At 61.2% G+C, this 13,665-nt stretch carries 14 protein-coding genes; 2 read left to right on the forward strand and 12 right to left on the reverse strand.

Annotated elements, in window-relative coordinates; all coding sequences use genetic code 11:
* The first annotated feature begins 7 nt into the window (after positions 1–7).
* Complete coding sequence (locus QP363_RS03690) at positions 8–1,066, forward strand: Cj0069 family protein (protein WP_010189357.1); 1,059 nt, start codon at positions 8–10, stop codon at positions 1,064–1,066.
* A gap of 196 nt (positions 1,067–1,262) precedes the next feature.
* Entirely contained in the window at positions 1,263–2,399 is a 1,137-nt protein-coding gene (locus QP363_RS03695; RefSeq protein ID WP_070446381.1) for a DUF4282 domain-containing protein, read from the forward strand.
* A gap of 150 nt (positions 2,400–2,549) precedes the next feature.
* Here the strand turns inward: QP363_RS03695 and QP363_RS03700 are convergent, their stop codons facing one another.
* From QP363_RS03700 to QP363_RS03755, 12 genes are all read right to left on the reverse strand, one after another.
* Entirely contained in the window at positions 2,550–2,966 is a 417-nt protein-coding gene (locus tag QP363_RS03700; RefSeq protein WP_070446379.1) for a DUF3151 domain-containing protein, read from the reverse strand.
* Between the two features lie 104 nt (positions 2,967–3,070).
* The gene (locus QP363_RS03705; RefSeq protein WP_070446377.1) at positions 3,071–3,667 is read right to left on the reverse strand and encodes a nucleoside triphosphate pyrophosphatase; all 597 of its coding nucleotides are present in this window, start codon (positions 3,665–3,667) and stop codon (positions 3,071–3,073) included.
* 4 nt (positions 3,668–3,671) lie between these two features.
* Positions 3,672–3,866, reverse strand: coding sequence for an acyl-CoA carboxylase subunit epsilon (locus QP363_RS03710; RefSeq protein WP_070446375.1), 195 nt, complete (start codon positions 3,864–3,866; stop codon positions 3,672–3,674).
* Between the two features lie 10 nt (positions 3,867–3,876).
* Positions 3,877–5,208, reverse strand: coding sequence for a carboxyl transferase domain-containing protein (locus QP363_RS03715; RefSeq protein WP_070446373.1), 1,332 nt, complete (start codon positions 5,206–5,208; stop codon positions 3,877–3,879).
* 60 nt (positions 5,209–5,268) lie between these two features.
* Complete coding sequence (locus QP363_RS03720) at positions 5,269–6,882, reverse strand: acyl-CoA carboxylase subunit beta (protein WP_070521352.1); 1,614 nt, start codon at positions 6,880–6,882, stop codon at positions 5,269–5,271.
* A gap of 228 nt (positions 6,883–7,110) precedes the next feature.
* Positions 7,111–7,383: a hypothetical protein gene (locus QP363_RS03725; protein ID WP_070446363.1), complete on the reverse strand. Its 273-nt coding sequence runs from the start codon at positions 7,381–7,383 to the stop codon at positions 7,111–7,113.
* 160 nt (positions 7,384–7,543) lie between these two features.
* On the reverse strand, positions 7,544–9,046 hold the full coding sequence (gene treS, locus QP363_RS03730) for a maltose alpha-D-glucosyltransferase (protein ID WP_284762831.1): 1,503 nt from the start codon (positions 9,044–9,046) through the stop codon (positions 7,544–7,546).
* Complete coding sequence (locus tag QP363_RS03735) at positions 9,043–9,228, reverse strand: hypothetical protein (RefSeq protein ID WP_070446358.1); 186 nt, start codon at positions 9,226–9,228, stop codon at positions 9,043–9,045. The genes treS and QP363_RS03735 overlap by 4 nt, the downstream gene beginning before the upstream one ends.
* Complete coding sequence (locus QP363_RS03740; RefSeq protein ID WP_070446356.1) at positions 9,228–10,049, reverse strand: carbohydrate ABC transporter permease; 822 nt, start codon at positions 10,047–10,049, stop codon at positions 9,228–9,230. The genes QP363_RS03735 and QP363_RS03740 overlap by 1 nt, the downstream gene beginning before the upstream one ends.
* On the reverse strand, positions 10,046–11,023 hold the full coding sequence (locus QP363_RS03745) for a carbohydrate ABC transporter permease (RefSeq protein ID WP_070644354.1): 978 nt from the start codon (positions 11,021–11,023) through the stop codon (positions 10,046–10,048). The genes QP363_RS03740 and QP363_RS03745 overlap by 4 nt, the downstream gene beginning before the upstream one ends.
* Before the next feature lie 196 nt (positions 11,024–11,219).
* On the reverse strand, positions 11,220–12,509 hold the full coding sequence (locus tag QP363_RS03750) for an ABC transporter substrate-binding protein (RefSeq protein ID WP_070718416.1): 1,290 nt from the start codon (positions 12,507–12,509) through the stop codon (positions 11,220–11,222).
* A 125-nt stretch (positions 12,510–12,634) separates the two neighbouring features.
* A complete protein-coding gene (locus tag QP363_RS03755; protein WP_070644350.1) occupies positions 12,635–13,624 on the reverse strand; it encodes an ABC transporter ATP-binding protein in 990 nt (329 codons plus the stop codon).
* Positions 13,625–13,665: the final 41 nt, after the last annotated feature.

The following is a 13,665-nucleotide window of genomic DNA, read 5'->3' on the forward strand; positions in this document are numbered from 1 at the left end:
AAGCACTGTGCACAAGGCAATCGTCGTCTTCGAGGTCGAGGGCGGATCCGACAAGCAGATCAATGGACACCGTAAGGACACCATGCCGATCGTCGACTGCATCAAGGATGCAGGCTGGCACGCAGAGGTCGTGTTCTACCGTCCCGAGTGGTCTGAGAAGCTCTTTGAGTATGTATCTGAGAACTTCGATGCCTACATTTCCCGCGTGAACCCGGGCAACATCCCGGGCGGTGAGAAAGGCTACTTCGACTTGCTCACCAAGCTGTCCGACGCCGGCCTAGTCGGCATGTCCACCCCGTACGAGATGATGGCTTACGGCGCCAAGGATGCCCTGGTTAAGCTCAATGACACGGACCTGGTTCCGGCTGACACCGCCGCCTACTACGACGTCGAGTCCTTCCACAAGACCTTCCCGGCCTCCCTGTCCTACGGCGAGCGCGTGCTCAAGCAGAACCGCGGTTCCACTGGTTCCGGCATCTGGCGCGTGCGCCTTGCCGACGAGAAGCTGGCCGAGTCCGTCGAACCGGGCACCGCACTGCCTCTCGACACCAAGATCAAGTGCACCGAGGCTGTGGACAACCACACCGAGGAGCGCGAGCTCGGCGAGTTTATGGATTTCTGCGACCAGTACATCGTGGGGGACAACGGCATGCTCGTGGACATGCGCTTCATGCCGCGCATCGTTGAAGGCGAGATTCGTATTCTTCTCGTGGGCCCGGATCCGGTCTTCGTGGTGCACAAGAAGCCGGCTGAGGGCGGTGACGCTTTCTCCGCGACCCTGTTCTCCGGTGCTAAGTACACCTACCAGAAGCCGGAGGAGTGGCAGGAACTCGTCGACATGTTCGCTGAGGTCCGCCCGGTCATTGCAGAGAAGCTCGGTGGTGACAACATCCCACTGATCTGGACCGCAGACTTCATGCTGGCGGACGGTGAGAACGGCGAAGACACCTATGTCCTTGGTGAGATCAACTGCTCCTGCGTGGGCTTCACCTCTGAGCTGGACATGGGCATCCAGGAAAAGGTGGCGGCTGAAGCCATCAAGCGCGTGGAGGCCAAGCACGCATAAGCGTTTATTTTCGCGCTAGCCTTATCGAGTTTCCCCTGCCGCGGCAGGGGAAATTTGCATTTTCTTGGGGCTTATTCCCCGAGCCGGGCTGCCGGTGAGCGAGATCTCAGGTACGTTCGAAGGGGTAAAAATTGCGCCAGTGTAGTGCTGTAGCGTGCTGCGAAAATCGATGATTCTCCGAAAGGTCTAAGGAATAATGACGAACCCCAACCAGTTTGGTGAGAACGCCGACAACAGCGATAGCAACGTGGGCGATAACAGCTTTAACGGTTCCCACGGCGAGAACTCTGGGAACGATAACTTCGGTAGCTTTGGCGGCTACGGCAGCCCCCAGTCCAACAAGGATAGCTCGGCGTCTGGCTGGAATGCCCAGGATTCGAACTCCGGCTTTGGCTGGGGTGGCCAGGCAGGATACGGCGATTACTCCGAGAACTCCGCTGAGACTTCCTCGTTTGGTAGCGCCTCTTCCCAGGATTCGCAGCCGGACACTGACCGCGAAGCTAAGGACAGCACGTTTAGCGAAGGCTTTGCTTCTGCTGAGCCCGCATCCGAGTCCGCTAAGGACCAGGACACCCACTCCACCCAGGACTCCTTTGGCGCCTCCTATGCTTCCTACAACACCGATAGTGGTGCTGGCGCCGAGCATGCCGCTGAGTCGACGAACTCGAACCAGAGCCACAGCGACAACGGCTACGGCACTAACGGCTATGGCAACGACGGCTTTGGCGGTGGTGCGCAGACGGAATCCAACCAGGGCCATGGCTTTGGGCAGCAGTCAAGCAATGGTTTCGGTAGCCAGGCCTCTCACTCCAACTCCACGTCCGGTTTTGGTAGCTACTCCCAGCAGAACCAGGGCTTCGGTGCACAGGAGCAGCAAGGTTTCGGCTCCCAAGGACAGCAAGGTTTCGGCACCCAGGAGCAGCAGGGCTTTGGCCAGCAGAACTCGCCCTTTGCGGCCTCCCCGCAGAATCAGTACCCGCAGCAGGCTGCGCCGAATGGCGGTTCTTCCAAGGGCACGGGATTCTTCAAGGCGCTGTTTGACTTCTCTTTCAGCAACTTTATCACCCTGAAGTTCTCGTCCTTCATTTATATGCTGCTCGTCATTTTGTCAGCAGTCTTCTGGGTAGGAACGATCCTCTTCTCCTTCGCGTTTTTCGCTGATAGCGTTCTTTTGGGAATCCTTGCGTTCCTCGGTGCTGTGATCTTCGGCGGAATCACCTTCCTTTTTTACGTCATCCAGTTCCGATTGATCTTGGAGTTCTTCGTGGCAAACATCCGCACCGCGCAGAACACCGGCGATCTGGTTGCCAAGGCGGATGGCGATAAGGCTTAAAAGTCACTCTCCGCGCTGCTGTAGGGCAGACAAACAAATCCCGCGGCCTCAGTATTCGAGGTCCGCGGGATTTTTCTATGCAGGGGCCGCCGCGGTTTACGCGGCGAGCAGAGTGGCGTTGTTCCTAGCCAGTCGGGCTGGCCGAGCTGCTTAGTCCAGCAGCGCGGCGACGGACTCGGGGTCGGCGTCGGAAAGCATCTGGCGGATGCGGTCATACTCCGCGTCCTCACCGATGGCCTTTGCAGCATGGCCCAGAGCGGCAATCGCGCGCAGCACACCCTGGTTGGGCTCGTGGGAGAAGGGGACAGGGCCCCAGCCCTTCCAACCATTGCCGCGCAGGCGGTCGAGGCTGCGGTGGTAGCCGGTACGCGCATAGGCGTAGGCGGTGATGAAAGCGGTGGGCTCAGCACCCTTGTTCTTGTCTAGTTCCTGTTCCGCCAGCAGAGCCCAGAGCAGCGGGGAATCCGGGTGGGCGACGATTCCGGCGGTGAGATCGGAGGTACTGTCAGCACCCGGATCGGCGGGCAGCTTGATGGGCGGGGGAGCGAGCATATCTTTCATTTCCATGCCGCCCCACTCTAGCCATGTGGCGCCACGGCCACCAGAGGGGGCGAACCTTGAAAGGGGCGAACCTGGAAGGTTCGCCCGGAACTAGAAGGGCTCGCCCAGAATTAGTGCTGAGCCCAGAAATCGGAAACGTTGAGCCCAAAGAAATACAGCGCGCGGCGCAGCACTGGTAGCGAAAGGCCGATAACGGAGGAGGGATCGCCCTCAATGCGGTCGATGAACCAGCCGCCGAGGGCTTCCAAGGTAAAGGCGCCGGCGCATTCGAGTGGCTCGCCGGTGCGGGCGTAGGCCTCGATATCGGCGTTCGAAGCCTGGGCAAAGTGCACCGTCGTGCGCGAGGCTTCTACGAAGCGCTTATCGCCCCGCAGCACGCAATGGCCGGTGATGAGCTCCGCGGCGCGCCCGGCCTGCGCGTGCCAGCGCTCCACGGTGGCCTCGGGGGTATGGGGTTTGCCTTGGAGGGAGCCGTCGAGAAGCAGCATGGAATCCCCGCCCACCACGACGTCCTCGGGATAGTCAGGAGCAATAGCCTCTGCCTTAGCAGTAGCCAGCGCACAGACGATCTCGGCGGGCTCAGCACCCGCCAGGCGCTCCTCGATGGCCCGCTCATCCACGTGGGCCGGGGCGATGACGGGTTCCACGCCCGCACCCCGCAGGATGGACAGGCGGGAGGGGGACTGGGAAGCTAGAACCAGGCGCATGCGCTTAGTAGTAGCGGACGTTGCGGAAGGCGGACGGGTTGAATACGTCACCCGGCTGGCCCCACAGGTCGCGCTCGGAGTGGATATCGGCGGCCTTGGCGCGCGCCTCAGAGTCGAGCTGGCTGAGCACCGTGGACAGGGCCGCCACCTCAGCGTCGGTGGGGTTGCCGCGCAGAACGGTAAACAGGGAAGCGGTCATAGGGAAACCTCTACAAAACGATATTGCCGTGTTTCTTCGGCAGGGTTGGAATAATCTTGCGATCCAGCAGGCGCAGGCCCTCGATGAGGGAGCCGCGGGTGGCTGCCGGGGTAATGACGGAATCGACGAGACCACGCTCAGCGGCCTGGTACGGGGTCAGGTAGGCGGCGGCCTCCTCCTCGCTCAGCTCTAGCTCTGCGGCCAGTGCAGGGGCATCGGCCACTGAGATCTCGGCCGTCGGCCACGCATAGGACAGGTCCGCACCGAGTTCCTTGGAGCCGAAAGCGATGTAGCCGGTGCCGTGCGCGCGGCGGACGATGACACTGATCTTGCCTACGCTCGCCGCGGAGTAGGCGTGCACCAGCTTGGCCAGCGCTGCCTTCTCCACATCCAGCGCCGGGGAGTCGACGAACTCGATAATGGGGGTATTGAAGGCATCGCAGAGGCGGATGAAACGCGCGGCCTTAGCGGCAGCTTCCGCATCGAAGGAGTCGCGGTTGGCGATGATGCCCACGGTGCGGCCCTCCACGCGACCGAAGCCGGTGAAGACACCGCGCACCTGGGCGCCGAGCTCGAAAACATCCTCGCAGGTGGCGGTGACCACGTCGGCGAGATCGACGGCGCCGTCATCTCCCACGAGGGTATCGAGGGCGTGGTCGGCGTCGGTAATGTTCTCCTCCACAGAGCCCGCAACGATGGTGGCCTCGGTGCGGGGAGCGGCGGCACGGTTATTGGAAGGCAGGTAGGAGAGCACGCGCTTGGCGACGTTCACCTCGTGCTCCCCATCCGCCTGCAGGTCACCGTCCGGAGCAATGACGACATCCGACAGCGCGGCTACGAGCGAGGCCTCCTTGGAGTCCGCGTAGACTGTCGTGACCTGCGGGATGAGGCCGGAAGCGGTGGTGGCGCGGGCCAGGATGCGGGCCTGCATGGCGGAGGAGACAATGCCCTCCTGGGCGCGGGGCTTATCGCTGGCGACGAGTGCGACGATGGGCACGCCGGTCTTAATGGCCAGGTCATAAAGCTTGGTGACCTTTTCGCCATAGACCTCGCCCATGGTGCCGTCGAAAAGCGAGGCGTCCTGCGCATAGGCGCAGACCTTGCGGCCATCGACAGTGCCGAAGCCGGTGACGACGCCATCGGTGTAAGGACGGATGTGCTCGCGGCCGAACTCGGTGGAGCGGTGGCGAGCGAGCGCGTCGGTCTCCACGAAGGATCCGGCGTCAAAGAGCGCCTCGATGGCGCTGCGGGCCGCAGGAACCTCTCCCTGCGGCGCCCGGGACTCGGTGAGCTTGGCGCTCAGGTCCTCGATCTTGCCAGCGGTCGTCTTCAAGTCAGTCATGGGACACTAGTGTAATACAGTGCGTCTTCTGCACTACGCTGCGCTCGTTCCGAGCGCAGCCTAAAGCGGGATGTTGCCGTGCTTGCGTGCCGGGCGGGCCACATTCTTGTCCGTGAAGAAGCGCAGATTTTTGGCGATTGCACTGCGGGTTTCAGAGGGGAGAATGACGGCGTCGATAAGCCCGCGCTCCGCTGCCTTATACGGGTTGAGCATGTGGTCTTCGTATTCGCGCTCGAAGGACTTGGTCAGTTCAGCTACGTCGAGGCCCTTCTCGTGGGCAGCCTTGATCTCCTTGCGGTAGATAAAACCGACGGCGCCGGCAGCGCCCATGACCGCGATCTGGGCGGTGGGCCAAGCCAGGTTGACGTCCGCTCCCAGTCCCTTGGAGCCCATCACACAGTAAGCGCCGCCGTAGGCCTTGCGCAGGGTGACGGTGATCTTCGGAACGGTGGCTTCGGCGTAGGCGTAGAGCAGCTTGGCGCCGCGGCGCAGGATGCCATCGTGTTCCTGGTCGGCGCCGGGGAGGAAGCCGGGGACGTCGACCAGCATAATGATCGGGATATTAAAGGCATCGCAGGTGCGCACGAAGCGCGCGGCCTTCTCCGAAGAATTGATGTCGAGGCAGCCGGCGAAGACCTGGGGCTGGTTGGCCACGAACCCTACGGTGCGCCCTTCGATGCGGCCGAAGGCGGTGACGACGTTATCGGCGCGGTCGGCTTGGATCTCCAGGAAATCGCCGTCATCGGTGAGAGCCTCGATGATCTCCTTGACGTCATAGGGCTGGTTCGGGGAATCCGGGATGATGCTATCCAGCACGAGGTCGTCGACGGTTTCTTCGCCCAGCTCCTCGTAGGGCTCAACCGGGGTCAGCTGGCGGTTATTGGAGGGTAGGTAGGTCAGTAGGTCGTGTACCCAATCGAGCGCTTCCTCGTCGCTAGAAGCGGTGTAGTGCGAGGTGCCGGACTTATGCATGTGGACGCCGGCGCCGCCGAGTTCTTCCTGGCTGACTTCTTCACCGGTGACGGTCTTGATGACGTCGGGCCCGGTGACGAACATCTTGGACTTCTCATCCACCATCACCACGAAGTCGGTCAGTGCGGGGGAGTAGGCGTTGCCGCCGGCGCAAGCACCCATGATGACGGAGATTTGTGGGACGACGCCGGAGGCCTTGACGTTCTGGTAGAAGGTCTTGGCAATCCAGTCCAGGGACACGGCGCCATCCTGGATGCGGGCGCCGGCGCCCTCGTACAGTCCGATGAGCGGGCGGCCGGTGGTGATGGACAGCTCCATGATCTTGATCATCTTCTCGCCGTAGACTTCGCCGAGGGCGCCGCCGAAGACGGTTCCGTCCTGGGAGAAGATGCAGACCTCGCGGCCGTCGATGGTTCCCCAACCGGTGACGATGCCATCGGTCAGCGGGCGCTTCTTGCCCATCCCGAAGTCCGTGGTGCGGTGCACGGCGAGCATGTCGGTCTCCACGAAGGAGCCTTCATCGAGGAGGTAGTCCAAGCGCTCCCGGGCTGTGAGGCGGCCCTGGGCGTGGACCTTGTCGTGGGCTTTTGCACCCATGGGCTGCGCCGCTGCTTCGCGACGCCTCTTCAGTTCAGCGATCTTGCCTGCGGTGGTGTCGGCGCTCAGGGAGTCAAGCTCCGACAAATGTGAGGAAATAGTCATGTTTCGACAGTGTAGAGAAGTTTTGTATAGGAATGTATAGCGGCGCGCGGGTGATTTCCCTCACAGCCCGCGTTTGTGCAGGTAGGTGGGATGAAAAAAGGTGAGGGTTTCCTCGGGAATGGTGTGTCGGGCACATGGTTGCCAGTGTAATTGGCGTGGTATTGGTGGGATTGGCTGGTGCGGGTAAAAGAAAAGCCTCGCTCCCCGGAGGCGGGGGCGAGGCTTGAGTTAAGCGGCTTTATCTGGAGCGTCGGCTAGCCAGCCGAGGTTGTAAAGGAAGAGTTCAACCTCTGTGAGATCCTCTTCGCTGGGAAAGGAGTTGGTCAGCGCCGCGTAGGACTCTTCGATGTCGGTGCGGGTGGCTGGGACAAGGCCGTGCTTGTGCAGATCTTCGGCGATCTGCGATACCAGCGGCGCCGGGTGCACCGTGTCAAGGTTGATTCCGGTGGCACTCTTGAATTCGTTAGTGATGGCGGAAAGGAATCCGGTCAGGGTATTCATTTGGCTCACCTCTCTATTTCTTGTCGTAATGATGCGGCCGTCCGCATCATGGGGTTAAACCAACTATATAGGTAAAGTTCTCTAAAAGCTAGCTTTCGTTCACGGCGAGTTAACTTTCAGTTAACCTAGCGCGAAATATGAGGTGAGAAACGAGCGCCTTTTAAGCCTCAATGGGCAGCCAGGCGTAGCCATAGGGCCCGAGCTCCACAGGGCCTAGGTCGACGGTCTGATCCGTGAAGTTGTGCAGGCACAACAACTCACCGCGCTGGAATCCCAGAACGCCCGTCTGACCGGTTTCCACGGCTTCGAAAGGTGCGGTGCCGAGTTCCGGATGTGCCTTACGCTGCTGGATTAGACCGCGGAGGCGGTGGAGGAGCGAGGAGTCGTCGGCAAGCTGCTCTTTCACTGAGACCCCTACGCCGCCGACGATGGGACGGCGCGGGTGAGCGGATGTAGTGAAACCTGCGCCCTCACCGGGCTCCCATTGCATGGGCGTGCGCACGGCATCGCGGTCGGGCAACTCGGAGGCATCGTTCATGCCGATTTCATCGCCGTAATACAAAAAAGGCGCGCCCGGCAGCGTCATGAGAAGTGAATAAAAAAGCTCAATCTTGCGGTAATCATTGCCCAACAGTGGCGCGAGGCGCCGCGCGATGCCCACGTGGGCGCGCATCTGCTCATCCGGCAGGTAGTGCTCGTACATGATGGCGCGCTGGTCCTCGTCGACCATTTCTAGGGTCAGCTCGTCGTGGTTGCGCAGGAAGGTGCCCCACTGACAACCCTGGGGAAGCTCCGGAAGCTCCGCCATGATGTCGTAGACCGGTGTGGCGTCCCCCAGCGCGAGGGCTTGGTAAAGCCGCGGCATCACTGGGAAGTTGAACACCATGTGGAAGCGATTGCCCGTGCCATAAAACTCCATGGTTTCTTCGGGCGGCTGGTTAGCCTCCGCGATCATGATGGCCTCGGGGTAATTCTCGTCGATGAAGGCGCGGACCTTCTCCACAAACTCGACCGTCTCCGGCAGAGACTCGCCGCCCACCCCATCACGCTCGTACAGGTAGGCGATGGCATCGAGGCGGAAGCCGTCCACGCCCTTATCTAGCCAGAAGGAAAGAATCTTGAATACTTCCTCGTGGACCTTCGGGTTGTCGTAGTTTAGGTCCGGCTGGTGTGAGTAGAAGCGGTGGAAGTAGTACTGCTTGCGCTCCGGGTCCCATGCCCAATTCGAGGTTTCCGTATCGGTGAAGATAATGCGGATCTCGGGGTAGCGCAGGGGATCATCGCCCCACACGTAATAGTCGCCGTAAGGGCCTTCCGGATCGGTGCGGGAGGCCTGGAACCACGGATGATCGGTAGAGGTGTGGTTGAAAGCCAAATCCGTCATGAGGCGCATGCCACGAGCGTGAAGTTCGGTGACGAGCTCGTCAAAGTCTTCCATCGTGCCGTAGTCAGGGTGAATGGAGTAGTAGTTGGCGATGTCATAGCCGTCATCGCGCAGCGGGGAAGCATAGAACGGGGAGAGCCACAGGCAGTCCACTCCGAGCCACTTGAGGTAATCCAGCTTCTCAATAACTCCACGTAGCGTGCCAACGCCTTCGCCGTGGGTGTCCTTGTACGAGCCCACGAGGGCCTGGTAGAAAATGGCGTTATTGTGCCAGGTCATCGGAGATCCTTCCGTTTGGCCCGCCACAGCAGAAACTCCGCCAGGCACAGCGCGCCCGCCAGGAGCCCCGGCCAGATGGCGGGGGAGGGGTGAAAAAGATTGAGGACTGCTTGCACCAGCGCCAGGAAGGCAAAGAAGCCAACGAATCCCAGCGCGGTGTCCCATAGCAGTTCACGGCGCATTAAGCCTTGACACCTCCGGCGGTGAGGCCGGCGACGATGCGGTGCTGGAAGATGAGCACCATGATGATGAGCGGAACCGTTACCAGTGCGCCCGCGGCCATGGTGGCGGCATAGGGGTACTCGAAGGCCGAGGGGCCCGAGAAACGCGCGATAGCCACGGTCACCGGCTCAGTAGCAGTGGTGGATAGCTGCTTGGCCAGCATGAACTCGTTCCACGTTGTGATGAAAGCGATGATGGCGGTGGTAAACAGCGCGGGCGCGGCCAGGGGCAGGAGCACGAGGCGGAAGGCTTGGCCGCGGGAGGCACCGTCCACGCGGGCGGCCTCCTCCAGCTCCCAGGGCAGCTGACGGAAGAAGCTCAGCAGCGTGTAGACAGTCAGGGGCAGCGCGAAGGAGATATTCGGAATGATCATCGCGCGGTAGGTGCCAATCCACTCGAGGTTGCCAAAGAGCTGGAAGAGCGGGGTCACCAACGCGATGGCCGGGAACATCGAGGCGGCCAGGATGATGCCGGTGACGATACCTTTTCCAGGGAAGTCGTAGCGAGCTAGCGCATAGGCGGTGAACACGCCGATGAGGACTGCGACAGCGGTCGTGGCTAGGGAGATAAGCAAAGAGTTCCCCAGTGCGTTGAGGAAGTCATTGCCCTTGTCTGTTGCCAGTGCATCCCGGAAGTTGTCCAAGGTCACGTGCGTGGGCCACGGGGTGGTGTCGAAGGTATGGGACTTGTGCCGCAAGGCGGTGACAACCATCCAGTAGAAGGGCGCGAGCCCCCAGAACATGATGAAGAGGATGCCGAGGTAGTGGCCAAGCTTTTTCATGACTTCTTCTCCTTCTTCTGGCGAGCAGTACCGGAGATATCAGCGCCGAGGAAACGGACGAGGATGAACGCGACGGTGAAGATAAGCAGGAAGATGAGTGTGGACAGCGCGGAGGCTGAGTTGAAGTGGCCCTGGCGCATGTCTTCCACCACCAGCTGGGAAATGGTGGCCGTCGGCGCGTTGGAGGAAGCGGAGATCATGATGACCGGTAGGTCGTACATGCGCAGCGCATCCAGCGTACGGAAGAGGATGGCCACCATGAGTGCCGGCCGCACCAGTGGCAGGGTGATGGTGAAGAAGGTTTGGATACGCGAGGCGCCGTCCACGCGTGCTGCGTCATAGACATCGCGCGGAATCATCTGCAGGCCCGCCAGGATGAGCAGTGCCATGAACGGGGCGGTCTTCCACACATCAGCGATAATCACCGCGAGGCGGGCATAGAACGGGTCCGTGGTCCATGCGATGCGCGAGCCGATGAGCGCGTTAACGATGCCATCCGGTGCAAACATGAACTGCCATAGCTTCGCGGTGACTGCGGTGGGAATGGCCCAGGGAACCAGCACCGCCGCGCGCACGAGGCCGCGACCGCGGTATTCGCCGTTCATCACCAGCGCCATGAACATGCCCAAAATCGTTTCCAGGGTCACCGTGACCACGGTGAAAAAGAGCGTGATCTTGAGCGCTGGCCAGAAATCAGTAGCGATGACGCCATCCGGGCATGCGGTGGCCTGGCCGGTGGCAGACATACAGCGATTGGTGATCCAGTACAGGTAGTTCTCGAGGCCTGCGAATGCGCCTTCCTCGAATACACCCGTGGTCGGGTTAAGCCGCTTGTTGCCCTGGAAGGACAACATCACAGCGCGCACGATGGGATAGCCGATGACCACGGCCAGCGCTATCAGCGCCGGCGCGATGAGCGCAGCAACGCGCAGATACTGTCTGCGGGGCTGCGCGGTAGGCGGTGCTCCAGCCATGCGGTGCCTGCCTTTCTGATTTATAGGGGAGGGGGTTATCGGGGGTTGGGGAAAATCATAGCGGGTGGCGTAGACATCCTCTGGACATCCTCTGCGCGCGAGCACCTTGATGCCCATTGGTTTAAATCCAGATCAAAGAAGGAGGCGCGGGCAAGTCACGTGGACTTACTCGCGCCCCCATTTCACGCTGGGAAGATTAACCCTGGGAGGCTGCCTCGATGGCGGCCTTCATGTCCTTCGTAGCGTCATCGACGGACTTGTCAGCGGTCAGAGCCGCGTAGGCGTTATCCTGCACGGCCTTGGAGATGGCGGTGTAGAACGGGGAGACCGGACGCGGCGCGGCGTTCTCCAGGGATTCCTTCAGAGCCGGAAGGTACGGGAACTCCTCGACGAGGGACTCATCGTCGTAGATGGAGGCCAGCACCGGCGGGAAGGAAGCCTCAGCGAAGGACTTCTGGTTCTCCTCGTTGATGATGAACTTCATGAAGTCCAGGGCCGTAGCCTTGTGCTCGGAGTTGATGTTGATGCCGTTGTTGTAGCCACCGAGGGTGGAGACACCGACTCCGTCCTTGCCCACCAGCGGCTGGACTTCAAACTTCACGCCAGCCTCTTCGGCATTGGTGTACATGTACGGCCAGTTGATGGCAAAAGCGGTCTTGCCCTCAGTGAAAGCGAGGTTGGTCTCCTCCTCCGTTGTGGCGGTGGAGTCCTTGGAGATGGTGCCGTCTTCGTAGGCGTCGACAAGCGCCTGCAGGCCTTCCTTGGCCTCGTCGGAGTCAACAGCGATGTTGCCCTCATCATCCAAGATGGAGCCGCCCCAGCCCTCGATGAAGCCGGCGGTGTTGACGGTGAGGCCCTCGTACTGCTTGAGCTGCGTGGTCAGGCAGGAAGCATCATCCTTGAGAGCCTCGCAGGCAGAAGCGATGTCTGCGAACTTCTCCGGAGCCTTGTCCGCCAACTCAGTGTTGCGGAAGAGCAGCTGGCCGTTGGTGTTCTGCGGCAGCGCGTAGAGGGTGTCGTTGTAGGTGGCGGACTCCACGGTGGGCTCCAGCAGTCCGGAGGTGTCCACCTCAAGGTCACCGGTTAGCGGTGCCAGCCACTGGTTAGCGGCGAAGTCCGCGGTCCAGACCACGTCCAGCGCCATGACGTCGTAGTCGGAGTTGCCCGCCTGCAGGGACTGCACGAGGGTCTCGCGCTGAGCGTCGGCCTCGCCGGCGAGCTCCTTGAGCTCGACCTTCTCATCTGGGTGCTCGGCGTTCCATGCCTCGATGATGGGCGTGATCTTGTCGGTATCGTTTTTGCCCATGGCGAAGGTGATGGGGCCGCGGCCGTCACCATCAGTCGAGGAGGCATCGGAGCCAGTGCTTGACGACGATCCCTCGTCGCTCGAGGAGCAACCCGCCAAGGTCAGTGCGAGTGCAGCGGTGGTGACGACAACGCCGCGGCGGACAGAACGCAGCGAGCTGGGGAGGAAGGGCTTCTTCATTGAATATTCACCTTTCGGAAAACTTCTGATGACTACAAAATAGGGGATCATCCCCACACTGCACGTGGTTTTGGCTTTTAATTCACTTCAAACGGGGGTGAAATCACCCCTGTCCGTGGTGTTTCTTAAGCCTCAATACGCTGGCCGGTCTCCGGATCGAAGCGGTGAGCCTCGCGGGGGTTAAAGGTCAGCACGACGTTCTCACCACGCTGCGGAACGTTGTCGCTCGCGCGGGCGACGAAGCGCTGCTCGCCCACCATGACGTAGACGAAGGACTCAGAGCCCAGCTCTTCCACGAACTCCACCGTGCCTTGGAAGCCAATCGGCCCCTTATTGATGAACATTTTTTCCGGGCGAACGCCGACGCGTCCGCCGTTGTAGTCGAAGATGTTCATCGCGGGGGAACCGATGAAACCGGCGACGAATTCGTTAGCGGGAGCGTCGTAGAGCTCGCGCGGTGGCGCGACTTGCTGCAGAACACCGTCCTTGAGCACGGCCACGCGGTCACCCATGGTCATGGCCTCCACCTGGTCGTGGGTGACGTAGACAGTGGTGGTGCCGAGACGCTGTTGGAGGCTGGCCAGCTCCGCGCGGGTTTGCACGCGCAGCTTAGCGTCGAGGTTAGACAGGGGCTCATCCATGAGGAAGGCCTTCGGCTCGCGCACGATGGCGCGGCCCATGGCCACGCGCTGACGCTGACCACCGGAGAGGTCTTTGGGCTTGCGCTGCAGGTACTCCGTCAGCCCAAGGGTCTTCGCTGCTTCTTCTACTTTGGCTTTGATTTCAGCCTTGGGCATCTTGGCCAGCTTGAGGGCGAAGCCCATGTTCTGGGCAACGGTGAGGTGCGGGTAGAGCGCGTAGTTCTGGAAGACCATGGCGATATCGCGATCGCCTGGCTCAAGGCCCGTGACGTCTTTGCCGTCAATAAGGATGCGGCCGCTGGAGACCGGCTCCAGCCCCGCGAGGGCGCGCAGGGTGGTGGACTTACCGCAGCCGGACGGGCCGACGAGGACTAGAAACTCGCCGTCCGCAATCTCGAGATTGAGGTCTTTGACCGTGGGGTTCTCGGCACGGGGATAGGTGATGCCGACGTTCTCAAAAGTGACCTTTGCCATGAACTCACACTAGCATCCGGCGGCACGTGCATTAGGCTGGA

Origin of the sequence: Corynebacterium sp. UMB6689, assembly GCF_030215295.1 — a bacterium.
Classification (GTDB): Bacteria; Actinomycetota; Actinomycetes; order Mycobacteriales; family Mycobacteriaceae; genus Corynebacterium; species Corynebacterium aurimucosum.

Coding starts and splice junctions, on each gene's coding strand:
- QP363_RS03695 (WP_070446381.1), top strand. CDS start 1,263: ATGACGAACCCCAACCAGTTTGGTGAGAACGCCGACAACAGCGATAGC.
- QP363_RS03700 (WP_070446379.1), bottom strand. CDS start 2,966: ATGGAAATGAAAGATATGCTCGCTCCCCCGCCCATCAAGCTGCCCGCC.
- QP363_RS03705 (WP_070446377.1), bottom strand. CDS start 3,667: ATGCGCCTGGTTCTAGCTTCCCAGTCCCCCTCCCGCCTGTCCATCCTG.
- QP363_RS03710 (WP_070446375.1), bottom strand. CDS start 3,866: ATGACCGCTTCCCTGTTTACCGTTCTGCGCGGCAACCCCACCGACGCT.
- QP363_RS03715 (WP_070446373.1), bottom strand. CDS start 5,208: ATGACTGACTTGAAGACGACCGCTGGCAAGATCGAGGACCTGAGCGCC.
- QP363_RS03720 (WP_070521352.1), bottom strand. CDS start 6,882: ATGACTATTTCCTCACATTTGTCGGAGCTTGACTCCCTGAGCGCCGAC.
- QP363_RS03725 (WP_070446363.1), bottom strand. CDS start 7,383: ATGAATACCCTGACCGGATTCCTTTCCGCCATCACTAACGAATTCAAG.
- treS (WP_284762831.1), bottom strand. CDS start 9,046: ATGACCTGGCACAATAACGCCATTTTCTACCAGGCCCTCGTGGGCTCG.
- QP363_RS03735 (WP_070446358.1), bottom strand. CDS start 9,228: ATGCGCCGTGAACTGCTATGGGACACCGCGCTGGGATTCGTTGGCTTC.
- QP363_RS03740 (WP_070446356.1), bottom strand. CDS start 10,049: ATGAAAAAGCTTGGCCACTACCTCGGCATCCTCTTCATCATGTTCTGG.
- QP363_RS03745 (WP_070644354.1), bottom strand. CDS start 11,023: ATGGCTGGAGCACCGCCTACCGCGCAGCCCCGCAGACAGTATCTGCGC.
- QP363_RS03750 (WP_070718416.1), bottom strand. CDS start 12,509: ATGAAGAAGCCCTTCCTCCCCAGCTCGCTGCGTTCTGTCCGCCGCGGC.
- QP363_RS03755 (WP_070644350.1), bottom strand. CDS start 13,624: ATGGCAAAGGTCACTTTTGAGAACGTCGGCATCACCTATCCCCGTGCC.